Genomic DNA, 17,611 nt, shown 5'->3' with positions numbered 1-17,611 from the left:
AGGAGAAGTTTTAATAACATGGAAAAATCATACTCTCTCGGTCGACCAAAGAGATAGGGGTGATGAATTTCTAAGTCTTCAACAAATTCGTGAATGGTCCAGACAATATGATTGGATTCTGGAGAATATTGAGTTGAGAGTTCTAAAGTGAGTTGGTTTATGTTATAATGGTTACACATTGGAGGTAGTCCTTTCTGGATTATCTTTAAACAGAGGGTCCGATCCTCTGTTTTTTAATTTTACTAACTTAATTATACCATAAAGCCCACCAAGAATGTTGATATATCAACACTCTTGGTGGGTTTTAGATTGACTTATCTTACAGCCTCTTTTTATTATTAAAGATTAAAATTTAATAATAATTCCACTTATTTGCCGTTAATTTCAGTGAAATTGCTATAATAGCAGAGTGGAGGTAGTAGCTATGAATAATAAATCCTTAAGCATTTTTAAAAATTTACTCTTGATTTTTATTGGATCCGTCTTGTTAGCCCTTTCCGTGGCGATGATTATTTTGCCAAATGGATTGGGAGAGGGAGGGGTTACAGGAATAACTGCTCTTGTATATTACCTGTTCCAAATTCCACCTGGATGGACTAATCTTTTTATTAATGGCGTCATCATGGCTGTCGGTTGGAAGTTCCTAGATAAAGTAACGATCGCCTATACTTTAGTATCAATTGTGGTTGTTACTATCTGCTTGAACTGGGTTCCCATGCCAGTCTTTATTCCTGATAATAAACTAGTAGCCGCTATTGCAGCAGGGGTGCTTCTGGGAGCAGGGGTCGGAATCACTCTTTTAGGTAAGGGGACAACAGCGGGTGTCGATATTATCGCTTTAATTATCAATAAATATTTTGGTGTTCCAATTTCAATGGCGCTCTTAATTATTGATATGTGTATTGTGATGACCCTATTTTTTGTTATTGGTCCTGAATTATGGGTGATGACCTTGATATTAATCTACGTCACTAGTCAAGTTATCAATTTTATTATTGAAGGTTTGAATCCCAAAAAGCAACTCTTTATTGTTTCTTCAGCTTATCAGGAAATAGCTGACCGAGTGCAAATAGAATTAGATAGAGGTATTACTGGATTGTATGGCTATGGTCACTTTTCTAAGAAGGATAAACATATTTTGTATATCGTCGTGGATACTAGACAATTATTAAAGGCTCAACGCTTAATTCATGACATTGATCCAAGTGCATTCGTGACGATATCTTCCGTCCAACAAGTGCTTGGTGAAGGCTTTACGTTCTTTTTGGAAGATAATTAATCGAGTGGGTCAAAGCCATGCTCAGGGAGGAAATAAGAAAATGCAATTTAAAGTTCAACCCTTAGGACAATCTGCCTGGCGAATTATAATGCCTGGTGTTTGTTCTTATTATATACAAGGACGAGAGGCTGGCTTGTTAATAGACACGGGCTGGGGTTATGGTTCTCTTAAGGAGCTAGTAGACAGCCTGGCTTTAACACCTTATCAAGTTATTTTAAGTCATGGACACTGTGATCATGGGGGTGGCGCCGGTGAATTTTCATCTGTGTATTTACCCCGTAAAGATCAGACATTGGCCACATATTCTTGTTCTAAAGAAGTTAGACTCAAACTTCTAGGACGGCTCCTAAAGGATAGAACTTTGGAAGATCAGGACTTATTAAATCCAGCAGAACAGTATCTCTTATATGATGAGGGGCTTACTTTTGATCTAGGAGGCATTACTGTATCAGCAGTGGAGGCGGGCGGTCATACGCAAGGCATTATGTGCTTTATATTGCCAGAACTTCAAACGGTCCTGTACGGTGATGCAATAATGAATCCTACTCAACTTAGTCAGCCCTCAGCCACTTCAATTGAAAGCTATTTGATCAATTTATGCCAATTAAAGGACCATTTACAATCAATGGATATCCACTATGCTTGGATAAATCATCACCCCTATGAAGTTTCTCCTCAAACTTTAGATGCTAATATTTTTTGGTGCCAGCGAATACTAGCTGGGGATGATGACCAAATCTGTAAGGATCATTGGGACTTTTGTCTGGCGCGCAATAAAGCTATCGACCACGGTCCTCTAGCAAATTTGGGAAATATTGCTTACAATCCTAACCGAATATTTAAGGAGCTAGGCGAGTAATTTGGATGCGGTTTGAAGTTTAAGAGAAATAATTAATTGGTTATCGACTAAAGTTTAATCAGCTATTTCAAAAAACTGCAAAACGTTTACAAATTATGTTATGATTGGTTTATCAATAAGTATAGAGATTAGGAGAATAGATATGTCAAAAACTTTCGCCATTAATGCTGGTAGTTCGAGTTTAAAATTTCAATTATACCAAATGCCTGAAGAAGAAGTGATCGCTAAGGGGCTAGTTGAAAGAATCGGGATTGAAAATTCAATTTTTAAAATCGAATATGGTGATGATCAAGAATTTGAAATGACCGAAGACATTGAAGATCACGGACGAGCAGTTGAAATCCTATTTGAAAAACTTCAAGAATTTAATATTGTTGAAGATATGAAAGAAATTGAGGGTGTCGGACACCGTGTTGTTGCCGGTGGGGAAGCGTTCAAAGAATCAACAGTGGTCACCGATGAAGTGATCGCCAAGGTTGATGAGTTAAGTGAATTCGCACCTTTACATAATCCGGCTGAAGCTGCTGTTATGCGTGTATTCCAAGAAGAATTACCACATGCGACCATGGTGGCCGTCTTTGACACTTCTTTCCATACGAGTATGCCAGAGGTTAATTATATGTATAGCTTACCTTATGAGTACTATGAAGAATACGGTGCTCGTAAATACGGCGCGCATGGGACTAGCCATCAATTTGTAAGTCAACGGGCTGCTGAATTAGCTGGTAAACCAATCGAAGATTTGAAGATTATCACTTGCCATCTAGGTAATGGTGGCTCTATTACGGCTGTTCAAGGTGGTAAGTCAGTGGATACTTCGATGGGCTTCACACCACTAGCCGGTATTACTATGGGAACTAGAACGGGAGATCTAGATGTTTCCTTGGTTCCATTCTTAATGGATAAGCTAAATATTTCTGATGTTAATGAAATGGTTAATATTTTCAATAAAAAATCAGGACTCTTAGGAATATCAGGAGTTTCTAGTGACATGCGTGACGTTGAGTCAGCCGCAGAAGCAGGAAACCACCGGGCCCAATTAGCGATCGATATCTTTGTTAACCGCGTTCAAAAATATATTGGTCAATATATTGCTGTCATGAACGGGGTAGATATTATTGTATTTACAGCCGGTATTGGTGAAAATTCTGCGACCACTCGGGCAGCTGTGCTAGAAGGATTAACTTGGTTTGGTATTGAAGTGGATGCTGAGCGTAATGATACGCGTAAGGAAGCTCAAATTTCTTCAGATGAATCTAAGGTTCTTGTATATAATATCCCTACTAATGAAGAAGTAGCGATTGCCCGCGAAGTTGAACGTTTAAAATAAAAGTAAAATAGAAGACAGCCTTAGGCTGTCTTTTTTGCAAGAAAGGAGCTTGAGAATGAAAGAATTGATTGATAAAGCAGCTATTGATCGCACCCTAAAAAGAATGGCCCATGAAATCTTAGAAAAAAGTCCTAATTATCAGGATATCGTGCTAGTGGGAATTAAAACTCGAGGTGAGTATCTGGCACAAAGATTGCAAAAGAAATTGCAATTGATTGAGGGGGTCGAGTTTCCACTAGAAACAGTGGATATTTCCTTTTATCGGGATGATCTCAGTAAATTGGCTGAAGATCCTCAAATCAATAACAAAGACTGGCAAACAAATCTTAACGATAAACGTTTAGTTTTAGTTGACGATGTTCTCTACACGGGTCGAACCATTCGAGCTGCCATGGATGCTATTATGGATGACTTCAGACCCCGACGGATTGAATTAGCCATTCTTGTTGATAGAGGTCACCGCGAATTGCCGATTCGAGCAGATTATATTGGCAAGAATATCCCCACTTCAAAAACCGAACGTGTTCAAGTACAACTGGAGGAAGTCGATGGTCATGACCAAGTGGTTCTAAGTAATGACTAAGTGACCGAGTATTCGTGCTAAAAGTATATTTAATTTCAAGAGGATTAAACTAGAGCGACTATTCATCAAAATTGAGATTAGCCCCTAGCTAATCTTTCTGAAAATAAAAAAATCGAACGCCTTGTTGCTAGTTGTAGGAATTTTCCTACTGCGACAAGATGTTCGAATTTTTTGTATTATTAAGTTAATTCTTAGCCATCAAATAAAAAACGAAGATCATTAAAAGGGTAAACAAGACGCAAGCTAGAAGCCAAATCAAGATCCCGTTGATGATTTGATTAAGTATTAAGAAGAAGCCTAAAATAGCTAAAATATAGTAAGTGATCGCAAAGCTAATAATGGCTTTGGAAGATTTAATTTTCAATAGATTCATTAAACTTTGACGATATAATAATAAATAGGAGGCCAAGATTACAAGAATAGTAGGAAAAGCCAAGATTAAAATATTTAGCATTTGAATCTCCTTAAAAAGCCAGTAACAAGAAACAGGAAGCTTTAGACATAATAAAAAAGCTATCCGGTGATGCCGTCCTAGCGTGCATATACTTGGGAACCCGCTGGTAATTGCAGGTGGGCTCTACACATATTATTTCTGACTTCCAAGTGTTAAAGGCATGTCATAGTAATACGATTTTTAGATCCCAAGATAAAAAGAAATTGGTCGGTCCACATAATATGCACAAGACGAACATCTCAGATAGCTCATGTCTATATTATAGCATAAGGAGTGAATCTTGCAAGTTAATGCGAAAACACTTTCTTAATGAGGGATTGATTGTTTAATATTTTCTGGCTTGCAATTGTTGATAATACTGATTGAGAGCCTGCTCATATTTGCCTGTTGGATCAGCATGGAAATACTGGCTGCCGACTAATTCATCCGGCAAGTATTGTTGGGGAACATAATGTCCTGGATAGTCATGAGGGTATTTATAATCCTGTCCCCGGCCTAATTTTTTAGCCCCTTGGTAATGGCTATCTTTGAGGTGGTTAGGAACGGGACCTACATGTCCCTTTTTAATATCACTCATTGCTTGATTTAGGGCTTTGTAACTAGTGTTAGACTTAGGGCTTAGGGCGAGATCAACCGTCGCAAAGGCCAAAGGAATCCTAGCTTCAGGCAGACCAAGCTTTTCAGCGGCTGTTACGGCAGCTACTGTTCGTTGTGTGGCCGCGGGATTACCTAAACCAATGTCTTCATAAGCAATAACTAAGAGTCTTCGACAGGCAATAACGAGCTCTCCAGCTTCTAATAATATGGCCAAGTAATAGATGGCAGCATCGACATCACTACCGCGGATTGATTTTTGAAAGGCTGAAATAACATCATAATGAGCATCTCCGTCTTTGTCATGGGTCAAGCGTTTGCGTTGCAAACATTCTTCAGCTACTGCTTGAGTGATAACGATTTGGCCGTTGTCGGATGGCTCAGTTGATAGAACTGCTAGTTCTAAAGCATTCAGTGCACTGCGAATATCGCCATTAGTAACTGAAGCAAAGTGGGTAAGGACAGCATCACTTATCTCGACGGAATAATTTCCAAGACCTCTGTCTTCATCTTGTAATGCGTTTGCCAATCCTTCCTTTACTTGTGCAACGTCTAAAGGGTGGAGTTCGAAAATTTGTAGTCGACTTCTAATAGCCGGGTTGATTGAGATGTAAGGATTCTCAGTGGTAGCACCAATCAAAATGACCCGACCATTTTCCAAATGGGGCAACAAGAAATCTTGCTGAACCTTGTTTAACCGGTGCACCTCATCCAACAAAAGGATGACAGTTCCCGACATTTTAGCCTCTTCTACAACAATTTCTAACTCTTTTTTTCCATCTGTGGCTGCGTTTAAAGTACGAAAAGCATACTGAGTAGATCCAGCAATCGCACTGGCAATGGAAGTTTTACCTGTGCCAGGGGGCCCATAGAGAATCATTGAGGACAATCGCTTAGCCTCGACCATTCGCCGGATAATCTTTCCGGTTCCCACTAAGTGGTCTTGCCCTAGAATTTCATCGATTGATCGTGGTCTCAATCGATAAGCCAATGGTTGTTGCATAATTACCTCCTATATTCTTAAATTGACCCAAAGATCATTTAAAGCTATTATATAATAGATTTAAGGAAAGACCAAAGTTGTTGATATTCAAACATATGTTATAATGTTACGAGAGGAGTTAGGGATGATTTATCTTGATTATGCGGCTACAACACCAATTGCCGAGGAAGTGATTGAAACGATTAATCAGTCATTGCAGGCTGATTTTGGGAACCCATCTAGTATTTACCGTATAGGGAAGCATGCGAAGTTTTTGCTTGAACAAGCTAGAAGACAGATGGCGGAGTTAATGGGTATCCAGTCTAAAGACCTATATTTCACTAGTGGAGCAACTGAAGCTAACAATTGGGCGATTCGATCTCAGGCCTATCAAGCACGGGATAATGGGCTAGGCAATCACCTAGTAGCAAGTGATATCGAGCATCCTTCAGTCAAGGAAGTGTTGGTTTCCTTAGAAAGTGAAGGCTTCCAAGTTACATACCTGAGACCGAATTTAAAGGGTCAGTATCTAGCCTCGGACTTTCTTGAGGCTTCAAATGAGGAGACCATCGGTTGGATTATGATGGCAGTTAATAATGAAGTTGGAAGTATCTTACCTGTTCAAGAACTTGGCAAACTTGCTCAAGAAAATGATTATTTCTTTCACGTTGATACCGTCCAAGCGATGGGATTAGAATTAGAAAATCCCGGTCAACTCTTGGCGACTTCATGGGTAGGATCAGCTCACAAGATGAGTGGGCCTAAAGGAATTGGTTTTCTTGTCTACCGTCCATGGAAGGCTAACCAAGCAATTCACCCTCTGATTTTTGGAGGGGGACAAGAATCAGGTAAGCGGTCCGGCACAGAGAACTTGGCCTATATTCAAGGAATGGTCAAGGCCTATCAGCTAGCCAAAGAGCACCAAACAAGTAACCAAAAAATGATGGAAGAATTATCCGCATATTTTTATGATTTGTTAGACCAAGCGGTTATTGACTATGAAATCAATGGCGATCCAAACAATAAAGTGGCTAATATTCACAATCTATATTTCCCTGGACATAAGGCTAGCCAACTTCTAATTCGTTTAGATTTAGCAGACATCTATGTCTCAGCAGGAAGCGCATGCTCGGCCGGTTCCCTGACACCTAGTCGGATTCTTCAAGCTTATTATCCCGATCAAGCCGATCGTTGGCAGGAGAGTTTACGACTATCCTTTGGACCTCACACTCAATTTGAAGAACTCGATCAATTCGTCGATACCTTAGAAAAAATTTTGAAGGAGAAATAAAATGGCATTTAAAAAACAAGCAAGTTTAACTGGATTTGACCGTACTTTTGAAGTTCATCCAGAGTGTAAACCTTATACATTACGTGACAATGGATTCGTAAATACTAAAACCGGAAACTTTGAATACAAACGCCCTTTGGATTCTGCCCATAAGCAAGGACTGCAGTTGAAGGTTATGGTGAATAAAAACTTAGACCAACTAAAGATATCAACCGTTACAGCTTCGGGGTTAAACGCTGTAAATGTGATGAATTTAGAAAATAATGATATGTTAGTTGAAAAAATTAATTTTATTTTTGATGGTTTTGTTGAACGTCATTGTCTAAAAGAAGTCGATTAGGGGGATTCTATGAAAGATAATAGTCAAACCCGAGTGGTTCTTGGCATGAGTGGAGGTGTCGATTCATCGGTGGCCGCCTTACTACTAAAAGAAGCGGGTTATGATGTTGTCGGCCTATTCATGAAGAACTGGGACGACACTGACGAATTTGGAGTTTGTACGGCAACCGAAGATTATCAAGATGTGGCTCTCGTAGCAGAACAAATTGGCATTCCCTACTACTCTGTTAATTTTGAAAAAGAGTACTGGGATCGTGTCTTCCAATATTTCTTATCCGAATACCAAAAAGGGCGTACACCTAACCCTGATGTGATGTGCAACAAGGAAATTAAGTTTAAAGCATTTCTAGATTATGCACTGGATTTAGGAGCGGATTATGTAGCGATGGGGCATTATGCTCAGGTAGTAAGAGACGATCAAGATCAAGTTCATCTTCTACGCGGAGTGGACGATAATAAAGATCAGACCTACTTCCTAAGCCAACTGTCTCAACAACAGCTGCAAAAAGCGCTATTTCCTCTGGGACATCTTGAGAAATCACAAGTTAGAGAAATCGCCCAAAAGGCTGGCTTAGCCACTGCCAAGAAAAAAGATTCTACCGGTATTTGTTTTATAGGAGAAAGAGATTTCAATGAATTTCTATCTAATTACCTGCCTAACCAACCCGGCCAAATGAAAACGCTCGATGGAGAAGTCATGGGTGAACATATGGGTCTCATGTATTATACAATTGGCCAAAGACATGGTTTAGGGATTGGTGGTAGTAAAGGTGGCTCTAACGAGCCCTGGTTTGTTGTCGGGAAAGATTTAACTAGTCAAACGCTATATGTGGGTCAAGGCTATCACCACCCCAATTTATACGCCGACAGCCTCACTGCTAGCGACTTGAATTTCACTCAAGATCAACCAATGCCACAAGTATTTAAATGTACAGCGAAGTTCCGCTACCGGCAAAAAGATGTACCTGTCACTGTTCATTTAAATGATGATCAAACAAAGGCCAAAGTTGTATTGGATGAGCCATTCCGTGCGATTACGCCAGGTCAAGCGGTTGTTTTCTACCAAGACCAAGAGTGTCTAGGTGGTGGCTTAATTGACGCGGCATACTATGAAGGTCAGGAAAGAAATTATAAATAATCAAAGAGTTCTATGCTAAAATGATAGTTAGCATGGAACTTTTTTAACGTGTATCACGGGAGGGGCCCCAGCAAGATTTGGGAGAGGAGGTATCATTTGGAAGCAAAGATTATCGGTGAAGTGTTAGCAGTATACTTTGAAAATCCGTCAAATTTTTATAAAGTTGTCCGAATTTTTGTGGAAGAGGACGAGGATAATTTGTTTGTTGACGATGAGATTGTTATTACGGGTCAGTTCGCTAGCTTACACTTGGATACAATGTATGAATTTTACGGTCAACTGAACCATCATCCTAAATATGGCGATCAATTTTCTGTCTCAAGATATCAGCAAATTGAGCCGACGAGTGAGCAAGGTTTAATTGATTACTTATCCAGTGATCGTTTCAAGGGAATTGGACCGGTACTGGCCGAGCGCATTGTTGGTGAGCTTGGTATGAATGTAATCGATCAGATTATCGGGGATGCGACAGTTCTTTATCCAATTCCCGGATTGAGTAAGAAAGTGGCCGATGACCTTCACGAGGAATTACGGGCTCATCGCGGAACAGAGCGAATATTTATGCAATTAAATGAGTGGGGTTTTGGTCCGCGTTTAGCTGAAAAAATTTATCATTGTTATGAAAGTGGCACGATCGAAGCGATCAAAGAAAATCCTTATGACTTGGTTCAAAAAATAGAGGGCATTGGCTTCAATAAGGCTGATCAATTAGCTGAAAGATTGGGAATGGATGCAAGTGCGCCAGAACGCATCATGGCGGGCATTTATTCCGCTATCAGTGAATGGTCCAACCGCCAAGGGGATACTTATATGGAAGTTCAGATGGCCTTGGATCATGCGCGTCAGTTATTGGAACAAAGTCGTCATGAGCTCATTCAAGATGATCAGCTTCAAGCAGCCAAAGATCGGGCTCTCAGTTTGGAAATCATCTACCAAATAGACCAGGGACTCATGATCCCTAGTCTATATTTTGCTGAGTTAGGAGCAGCAAGATTAATCGACCAATATTTAAGTTATGAAGACGTCGACCGCTTTGAAGAAAAGGAAATTGACCAAGTTATTGATGACGTGAATACCATCATGGGTATCCAGTATGATAGCCGACAAAGAGAAGCGATTAAACTAGCTATCCAATCTCCGATGTCAATTATCACAGGAGGTCCAGGTACCGGCAAGACCACCCTTATTCGTGGAATTATCGAAGCCCATCTACTCCTCCATGAGTTAGACAGAGAGGATATCAGTAAACATCCTGAAAATAATCCTATTTTACTAGCAGCTCCAACAGGCAGAGCAGCAAAAAGAATGCAAGAAACTACAGGACTAGAAGCTTCAACGATCCATCGTTTAATTGGATTTAACCGTGAATCATTAGTAGATGAATTTCATGGCAATGAATTAGAAGGAAGCTTGCTAGTCGTAGATGAAATGTCTATGGTTGACACTTGGCTGATGCATTGGTTGATGCAATCAATACCACCTCACATGCAAGTCGTATTTGTCGGTGACCAGGACCAACTCCCTTCAGTAGGACCTGGGCAAGTATTCAAAGATTTGATTGATTCCCAAGTGATTCCTACCATTACATTAACGGAAATATACCGGCAAGCACAGAATTCGACAATTATCCAACTAGCCCATCAAATTCGCCAAGGATCCTTGCCCAAAAATTTCCTTGAAAAAAAATCAGATCGCACCTTTATCCCTGCACCAAGCCAGCAAATTCCAAGAGTGGTCCAAAAAATTGTTGAATTTGCTCGAAACAAATCCTTTGATTCCAGCACTTTGCAAGTATTAGCTCCCAAGTATAAGGGGCCGGCAGGTATCACTCAACTTAATACGATTCTCCAGGACTTACTAAATCCTCCTAGTAGCTCAAAGCGAGAAGTTAAGCATTTTGAGACCATTTTTCGAACAGGAGATAAGGTTCTTCAATTAGTTAATAATGCTGATGATGGCGTATATAATGGAGATATTGGCTACATTCATTCCATCGTTTATAAGGGAGAAGATGGTAATCTGACAGATGAAGTAAGGGTTCTGTTTGATGAGAGTGAATTGTCTTATAAACCATCTGATTTAGATCAGCTGACATTGGCCTATTGTACCTCCATCCATAAGGCTCAGGGGAGTGAATATGACTTAGTGATCCTCCCCCTTGTTGACCGCTATTCAAGGTTACTTAGACAAGACATCCTATATACGGCTGTGACTCGGGCTCAGAAAAGCTTGGTAATGATTGGGGATCCGGAAAGCTTTCAAATAGCAGCAAGCAATATAAATACTTCAAGAAAGACCAATCTCTGCGATCTCTTGCGGACTCAAGCAGGCCTAGAATTGAAGAGCTCAAGCAAGCCAGCTTTTGAAAAAAACACCCAAAATCAAGATGAAACGATTATTTTGGATACCTTAGCATCTCCTAATAATGACATAATCAATAATCCAAAGGCTGAGAATATTGAAGCTAGATCTTCCAGTAAACGCTTAATTTTGACTCCTAATAATTATTTGACCATCGATCCCATGATTGGAATGGAAGGGGTTTATTTAAATGAGTCGTGATAGTCGTAATACTGACTTACAAAGGCCCTTAGAAGCCCATAACTAAAAAAACTACCAAAGTTGAACACTCGAGTGAAGAGCTTCAACCTTGGTAGCTTTATTTTTGCAAAATTCAATAGAAAGTTCTTAATTGCATAATCGTACTAATTACTGGGCAGGTAAAAAGCTTGAGAGCCTAACCAAACGTGATAGTCATAATCAAGTGGATTAATCACTTCCCCATCCATTTGACCTAAGATCGGAGATTTCACTTGCAAATCGATTGACTGACCTTTAAATAGGTGAATATAAGGAGATTGATGCTGGTTTTGGTTTTTTGTAACGCGGGGAAGAATATCACGGACGGCTTGCTTATCGATGCCCTGGTAAACAACAACAGCAATTTCTTCATTTCGAGCATAAACTTGATCATGTAGCACCATCCCACCGCCTACGGAAGGTTGGTTCATAATGCCAATCAAGGAAATATCTTGAAGTTGTATGGAGGGTGCTCCATCCACCGCTAAACTCACATGAAAATAAGGGATCTTAGTTAGGTTGAGTAGTGTGGATAATTTATAGGCATACTTCTTACGAATTAAGTAGTTTCCCAAAAAATCCGGAAGTCGATTGATCAAGTCTTGAGTAGACTGATTGACAATGGCATCAAAGCCAAAGCCTAAATTATTTAAGATAATGCCTTGAGTATTTTGATGATGTTCCTGGTAATGAAAAATTGACAAATATTGGGCTTCCCTTTGGAAGATCATCGCCTCAATGATTTCCCTTAGCGTATAACCCTGTAAGTAGTTATAGGCAAAATCATTGCCCTTTCCAGCGGGTAGGTAGGTGATAGGGATATCTAACTGTAGACTTTGAAGAGCTTCAACAACTTCATGAAGCGTTCCATCTCCTCCTATTACTAGCATGTAGTCTTGGTAGTCTTGATGGGGGGCTAAGACGACTTGGCGGGTTAATAACTCAGCATGAGAAGCATAATCAGTCTGGTAGACCAAAAATTGCATCTGAAAACTATCTAAAATTTTGATGGCTTCTTGTAGTACTTTTAATCCTTGGCCATTACCTGCTTGAGGGTGGCAAATGATATGGACTCGATTGGTCATAACTTCCCTCCTATCTTTTGATGTTTAGGTTAATTATACCCTTTCATTAATTATTGTCCAAGTTTTGACTAACCTTTGAGTTTTACAAGAGACTATTCTATAATAGAATAAAACGCTTCAAAGGAGACCGATTATGTCTTACAAAATGTTAGTGCTTGATATTGACGATACCCTATTAAATTCTCATCATGAAGTATCAGACCGGACGTTTGATGCTTTGATTCAGTTTCAAGATGCTGGTTATCAATTGGTTCTAGCGAGTGGTCGACCGATTGAATCAGTGATCCAAGTTTCAAAACAACTAAAATTAGATGAATATGATTCTTATTGCCTGGGGTTCAATGGAGGCGTCGTGGTTCGGTTAAAGGACGAAGAAATTCTCTATAGTCAACCGATTGCCGTTGAAGACCAAGGGCCATTGATTCAATATTTAAGAGATAACAACCTATCAGCGATCACCTATGAAGGTCATCAAGTGATCATGGATTTTGAAAATGATTATTCCATGGTTGAATCCCAATTAACCGGCATGCCTGGTCGGCATGATTCTAATTATTTTGATACTTTGGACCATCCAGTGATGAAATTTATGGGAGTCGGTGACCCTGCGATTGTTAAGCGTGTCGAAGAGGAGTTAGGGGGTAGCTTTAGAGATACGATTCGGGTTACAACCTCTAAGCCATTCTTTTTAGAATTAATTCATAAGGATGTTTCCAAGGGAGCTGCCCTGAATTTTCTAATTGATCACTTGAATCTATCAGCAGATCAAGTGGTAGCTGTTGGGGATGGTAATAATGATACGGAGATGATTGAATTTGCAGGATTAGGTGTGGCCATGGGAAATGCTACCGATCAATTAAAGGCAGTAAGTGACTATGTAACAGCTAGCAATGACGAAGGTGGGGTCGTTCAAGTTGTTGAGAAATTCTTTCTGACAACTGAATGAATCTAATTGACGATTTGACAAGAATTTCGTATACTATTAGCAATAGAGGATATGTCACAGATTACAGAGACGTCCCCTTGTGGTGAAAGGGACGAGAGTTGATGCTCCCTCTTGCTAGTCTTTATGAAAATAAGGCGTTTGATCAGCGTTAATGATTATTAGAGATATAATGACAGTAATCGTTATAAGTAAGGTGGTACCGCGGATTCGCCCTTACATATAACGATTTTTTTGTTGGAATAAGGAGAAGGTAGAATGAAAGAGTTAACAAGTGCTCAAATAAGACAAAAGTTTTTGGATTTTTTTCAAGAGAAAAATCATAAAGTTCGACCAAGTGCTTCACTAATCCCAGTTAATGACCCCACTTTATTGTGGATCAATTCAGGTGTGGCGACCTTGAAAAAATATTTTGATGGGACAGAAGTGCCTGACAATCCACGAATTACTAATTCACAAAAGAGTATTCGAACTAATGATATTGAAAATGTAGGAGTTACCGCTCGCCACCATACTTTATTTGAAATGTTAGGTAATTTTTCAATTGGTGACTATTTTAAAGAAGAAGCCATTCATTGGGCTTGGGAATTTCTGACTGATCCTAAGTGGCTGGGTTTTGAACCAGAAAAGTTGTACGTGACCTATTACCCAGAGGACTTAGAGACAAAGGAAATTTGGGAATCTATTCCCAATTTTATCAATGACCATCTGGTAATTGATGAGGATAATTTCTGGGATATTGGTGCGGGCCCTTGTGGACCTAATACTGAGATTTATTATGATCGGGGACAAGCTTTTAATGATCTAGCAGAGGATGATCCTGAGTCTTATCCTTCTGGTGAAAATGAACGTTGGTTAGAGATATGGAACTTGGTTTTCTCTGAGTTTAATCATATGCCTGATGATACTTATGAGCCTCTTCCTCATAAAAATATTGATACGGGGATGGGATTAGAACGTTTAGTATCTGTTATTCAAGAAACCAAGACAAACTTTGAAACGGACCTCTTCATGCCGATTATCCAAGCGATTGAAGAATTGACTACCATTAAATATGGTCAAGATCCCCAATTGGATGTAAGTTTTAAAGTGATTGCCGACCATATTCGGGCTGTTTCATTTGCTATTAGTGATGGAGCCCTTCCTTCCAATGAAGGGCGGGGTTACATATTACGGCGCTTGATTCGTCGAAGTGTCATGCATGGTCGTAAGTTAGGAATTACGGATCCCTTCCTTAGCAACTTGGTACCTGTAGTAGGTTGTGTTATGGGTTCTTATTATCAAGAATTAATTGATAACACTGACTTTGTTCAAGATATTATCGCTGGGGAAGAAGCTCGTTTCCATGAGACTATTGAAGGAGGCGAACACCAACTTAAAGAACTTATTGATGAGTTGAAGAGTCAAAATCTGCAGACGATCCCAGGCAAGGATGCCTTCCAACTTTACGATACGTATGGTTTCCCGTTGGAATTAACAGAAGAAATCGCTTTAGACAACGGCTTTACAGTAGATCAGGCAGGATTTGAAACGGAAATGGAAGCCCAACGTGAACGGGCTCGGTCTGCTCGTAGTAATGAGGATTCCATGACCGTCCAATCAACGGTTCTCCAGGATATAGATACAGATTATGAATTTGTAGGGTATCATCAGTTACAGGTCAATGCCTCTGTGGTGGCTCTGGTTGACCAACAAGAACAGGTCGATCGTCTAGATGCTCATCAAGAAGGCTGGGTCTTCTTTAATCGCTCACCTTTCTATGCCGAAAAAGGGGGACAAGTAGCTGATATTGGGGGTATCTACGATGGTGATGACTTGGTTGCAGAAGTATTAGATGTCCAGCAAGCACCAAATGGTCAAGCCATGCATAAAGTTCGAACGATTGACATGCCTTTGAACTTGAATCAATCCTATACACTAGAGGTAAATGCTTCTGCACGGATGAAGACCCAGCAAAACCATACAGCGACTCACCTGCTTCATCAAGGATTAAAAACAATTTTAGGTAGTCATGCCAACCAAGCTGGATCTTATGTCGGCCCTGATCGTCTCAGATTTGATTTTTCTCATTTTGGAAAGGTTACGAGTGAAGAGCTCAGCCAAATTGAGGAATACGTTAATATGTGGATTGCCAATGGAGCAGACGTCATTACCACTGAAATGCCGATAGATGAAGCCAAAGCTATGGGAGCGCAAGCCTTATTTGGTGAGAAATATGGTGATATTGTTCGGGTTGTTAATATTGCCAATGAATCGATAGAACTTTGTGGGGGAACTCATGTGTCAAATACTCATGATATTGGCACCTTCAAGCTATTACATGAATCAGGTATTGGTGCGGGTATTCGTCGGATTGAAGCCTTGACTGGTCAAGCAGCCATTGACTATTACCGCCAGCAAGAAAGTCTGGTTCACCATATTCAAGAGCAATTGAAAGTTTCTCAAGAAGATCAAATTATAGCCCGAATCCAGCAATTGCAAGCTGATTTGAAAGCCAGTCAATCTCAAGTAGAATCGCTATCTGCAAAGCTTATTCAATCTGCTTCTGGTGAAATATTTGACCAAGTAAATGAAGTTGATGGCATCACCTATATCGCTGCTCAATTATCTGACCAAGGTCAAGAGAATTTGAGAAACTTAGGGGATCAATGGCGACAAAAAGCAGCTTCTAACATCTTTGTTGTTGCTTCAAGTCAAGAAGAAAAGGTTAGTTTGCTTGTATTTGTGGATGATGAAACAGTCAAAGCAGGTCTAAAAGCAGGGGATATTATTAAACCGCTAGCCAAAATGGTTGGTGGAGGCGGTGGTGGCCGTCCTCAAATGGCACAAGCCGGAGGTAAAGACCCAAGTAAGATTGGCGAAATGATCCAAGAAGTGCCAGAAGTGATTAGTCGTTTGCTTGAGGGATAAAAGCTTCTATAAAGGAATTCAATTTACCTATTAGATAATTTTGCTTTGAAAACTTATCCAGGTGTTGTATGATATTAGGGAAAGGCTCGGTGAAAAAATGAAAACATTAGATGAAACGATGCTCTTTAAGTTAGATGATTTAAATAAACGAACAGTTAGAGAAACTTTAGAAATTGTTTACGGAGCCCTTGAAGAAAAGGGTTACGATCCAATTAATCAAATCGTTGGTTATCTTTTGTCGGGTGATCCTGCTTATATTCCCCGTCATAACGAAGCAAGAAATCTGATTCGTCGACATGAACGTGACGAGATATTAGAGAAGTTGGTTGAGTATTACTTAACCGATAAGGAATCAGAATGAGTCGTTTTAAGCGGACCTTAGGTTTAGACGTGGGAAGTCGAACGGTAGGGATTGCTATTAGTGATCTGATGGGATGGACTGCCCAAGGTTTGGAGACTCTAACTATTGATGAAGAAGCAGGAGAATTTGGCTTAGACCGGCTGGGTCAAATTATTGAATCTGAGTCGGTAGATACAATTGTCATTGGCCTGCCAAAAAATATGGACAATAGCCTCGGGCCTAGGGCTGAAGCTTCGCAGGCCTATGGGCAACGTCTTCATGCACTGTACCCGGACTTAAATATTATTTATCAAGATGAGAGATTAACCACTTCTCAAGCAGAGCGTATGTTGATTCAGGAAGCAAATGTCTCCCGGAAAAAACGTAAGCAAGTGATAGATAAATTGGCAGCGGTTATTATTTTACAAAATTATTTAGACCGAGTTAGTAATCATCGGATTTAATTGAGGAGGTAAGTGATGTCTGATCACCATAACCACGAACATGATCATAATCATGATCATGAAGATAAACAGTATTTAACCTTAGTGGATGAAAATAATAATGAGACCTTGTATGAAGTTTTATTTACTTTTCATTCAAATGACTATGACAGAAACTATGTTTTGCTTTATCCCGCTGGAACCGCGGATGAAGAAAATGTAGAATTACAAGCCTATGCCTATGTTGAATCAGAAGATGGGGAATCGGGAGATCTTGAACCCATCGAATCAGATGAAGAATGGGATATGGTCGAAGAAGTTTTAAATACCTTCATCGAAGATGAAGATAATGGTGTTTTCTAAATTAAAATAAATTAATAAGATAAATCCGACGGGTAAGAGGACCTTTCGGATTTTCTTATGTGTTAACAATGAATGGTCAGCTTTTAGCTAAAAAACTA

General features: G+C 39.8%; 16 protein-coding genes, 1 other RNA gene and 1 pseudogene. 13 read left to right on the top strand and 5 right to left on the bottom strand.

All coding sequences use genetic code 11. From position 1 onward, the window contains the following. Positions 1-179 (bottom strand): annotated as a pseudogene (locus tag T408_RS12220) (IS1182 family transposase); the annotation flags it as partial. A gap of 245 nt (positions 180-424) precedes the next feature. Here T408_RS12220 and T408_RS0107385 point away from each other — a divergent pair. The 4 genes from T408_RS0107385 to pyrR all read left to right on the top strand — a co-directional run bounded on the left by T408_RS0107385 (position 425) and on the right by pyrR (position 4,051). Continuing rightward, on the top strand, positions 425-1,279 hold the full coding sequence (locus T408_RS0107385) for a YitT family protein (protein ID WP_035420369.1): 855 nt from the start codon (positions 425-427) through the stop codon (positions 1,277-1,279). Positions 1,280-1,319: 40 nt separating this feature from the next. Continuing rightward, entirely contained in the window at positions 1,320-2,138 is an 819-nt protein-coding gene (locus tag T408_RS0107380) for an MBL fold metallo-hydrolase (RefSeq protein WP_028119366.1), read from the top strand. 142 nt (positions 2,139-2,280) lie between these two features. Beyond that, entirely contained in the window at positions 2,281-3,468 is a 1,188-nt protein-coding gene (locus T408_RS0107375; RefSeq protein WP_028119365.1) for an acetate/propionate family kinase, read from the top strand. A 49-nt stretch (positions 3,469-3,517) separates the two neighbouring features. Then, positions 3,518-4,051, top strand: coding sequence for a bifunctional pyr operon transcriptional regulator/uracil phosphoribosyltransferase PyrR (pyrR, locus tag T408_RS0107370; RefSeq protein ID WP_028119364.1), 534 nt, complete (start codon positions 3,518-3,520; stop codon positions 4,049-4,051). A 184-nt stretch (positions 4,052-4,235) separates the two neighbouring features. Here the strand turns inward: pyrR and T408_RS0107365 are convergent, their stop codons facing one another. The 3 genes from T408_RS0107365 to T408_RS0107360 all read right to left on the bottom strand — a co-directional run bounded on the left by T408_RS0107365 (position 4,236) and on the right by T408_RS0107360 (position 6,102). After that, positions 4,236-4,505, bottom strand: a complete 270-nt coding sequence (locus tag T408_RS0107365; RefSeq protein WP_028119363.1) for a hypothetical protein — start codon at positions 4,503-4,505, stop codon at positions 4,236-4,238. 56 nt (positions 4,506-4,561) lie between these two features. Further along, positions 4,562-4,754: non-coding RNA, 6S RNA (gene ssrS, locus T408_RS11995), on the bottom strand. A gap of 76 nt (positions 4,755-4,830) precedes the next feature. Then, entirely contained in the window at positions 4,831-6,102 is a 1,272-nt protein-coding gene (locus T408_RS0107360; RefSeq protein WP_028119362.1) for a replication-associated recombination protein A, read from the bottom strand. Between the two features lie 124 nt (positions 6,103-6,226). Between T408_RS0107360 and T408_RS0107355 the strand changes: the two genes are divergently transcribed. The 4 genes from T408_RS0107355 to recD2 all read left to right on the top strand — a co-directional run bounded on the left by T408_RS0107355 (position 6,227) and on the right by recD2 (position 11,411). Beyond that, positions 6,227-7,372: a cysteine desulfurase family protein gene (locus T408_RS0107355; RefSeq protein ID WP_028119361.1), complete on the top strand. Its 1,146-nt coding sequence runs from the start codon at positions 6,227-6,229 to the stop codon at positions 7,370-7,372. 1 nt (position 7,373) lies between these two features. Then, positions 7,374-7,712 carry a cysteine desulfurase gene (locus T408_RS0107350; protein ID WP_028119360.1) on the top strand — a complete coding sequence of 113 codons (339 nt, stop codon included), beginning with the start codon at positions 7,374-7,376 and terminating at the stop codon, positions 7,710-7,712. Between the two features lie 9 nt (positions 7,713-7,721). After that, positions 7,722-8,849, top strand: a complete 1,128-nt coding sequence (mnmA, locus tag T408_RS0107345) for a tRNA 2-thiouridine(34) synthase MnmA (protein ID WP_028119359.1) — start codon at positions 7,722-7,724, stop codon at positions 8,847-8,849. Between the two features lie 96 nt (positions 8,850-8,945). Next, the gene (gene recD2 / locus T408_RS0107340; protein WP_028119358.1) at positions 8,946-11,411 is read left to right on the top strand and encodes an SF1B family DNA helicase RecD2; all 2,466 of its coding nucleotides are present in this window, start codon (positions 8,946-8,948) and stop codon (positions 11,409-11,411) included. Between the two features lie 143 nt (positions 11,412-11,554). On the opposite strand, the gene T408_RS0107335 is transcribed toward recD2, so the two are convergent. Then, positions 11,555-12,514: a diacylglycerol/lipid kinase family protein gene (locus T408_RS0107335; RefSeq protein ID WP_028119357.1), complete on the bottom strand. Its 960-nt coding sequence runs from the start codon at positions 12,512-12,514 to the stop codon at positions 11,555-11,557. Between the two features lie 133 nt (positions 12,515-12,647). Between T408_RS0107335 and T408_RS0107330 the strand changes: the two genes are divergently transcribed. The 5 genes from T408_RS0107330 (at position 12,648) to T408_RS0107310 (ending at position 17,513) form a co-directional block, all read left to right on the top strand. Beyond that, positions 12,648-13,460, top strand: a complete 813-nt coding sequence (locus T408_RS0107330; protein ID WP_051444838.1) for a Cof-type HAD-IIB family hydrolase — start codon at positions 12,648-12,650, stop codon at positions 13,458-13,460. A gap of 255 nt (positions 13,461-13,715) precedes the next feature. Continuing rightward, complete coding sequence (gene alaS, locus T408_RS0107325) at positions 13,716-16,367, top strand: alanine--tRNA ligase (protein WP_028119355.1); 2,652 nt, start codon at positions 13,716-13,718, stop codon at positions 16,365-16,367. A gap of 97 nt (positions 16,368-16,464) precedes the next feature. Next, positions 16,465-16,728, top strand: coding sequence for an IreB family regulatory phosphoprotein (locus tag T408_RS0107320; protein ID WP_028119354.1), 264 nt, complete (start codon positions 16,465-16,467; stop codon positions 16,726-16,728). Continuing rightward, a complete protein-coding gene (ruvX, locus tag T408_RS0107315; RefSeq protein WP_028119353.1) occupies positions 16,725-17,171 on the top strand; it encodes a Holliday junction resolvase RuvX in 447 nt (148 codons plus the stop codon). The genes T408_RS0107320 and ruvX overlap by 4 nt, the downstream gene beginning before the upstream one ends. 15 nt (positions 17,172-17,186) lie before the next feature. Beyond that, positions 17,187-17,513 carry a DUF1292 domain-containing protein gene (locus T408_RS0107310; RefSeq protein WP_028119352.1) on the top strand — a complete coding sequence of 109 codons (327 nt, stop codon included), beginning with the start codon at positions 17,187-17,189 and terminating at the stop codon, positions 17,511-17,513. Positions 17,514-17,611 lie beyond the last annotated feature (98 nt).

The organism is Hutsoniella sourekii ATCC 700629 (genome assembly GCF_000518205.1).
In the GTDB taxonomy this organism is placed as follows: Bacteria; Bacillota; Bacilli; order Lactobacillales; family Aerococcaceae; genus Hutsoniella; species Hutsoniella sourekii.
The sequence above is the reverse complement of the archived record's forward strand: the minus strand, read 5'-3'. Positions and strand labels throughout refer to the sequence as shown.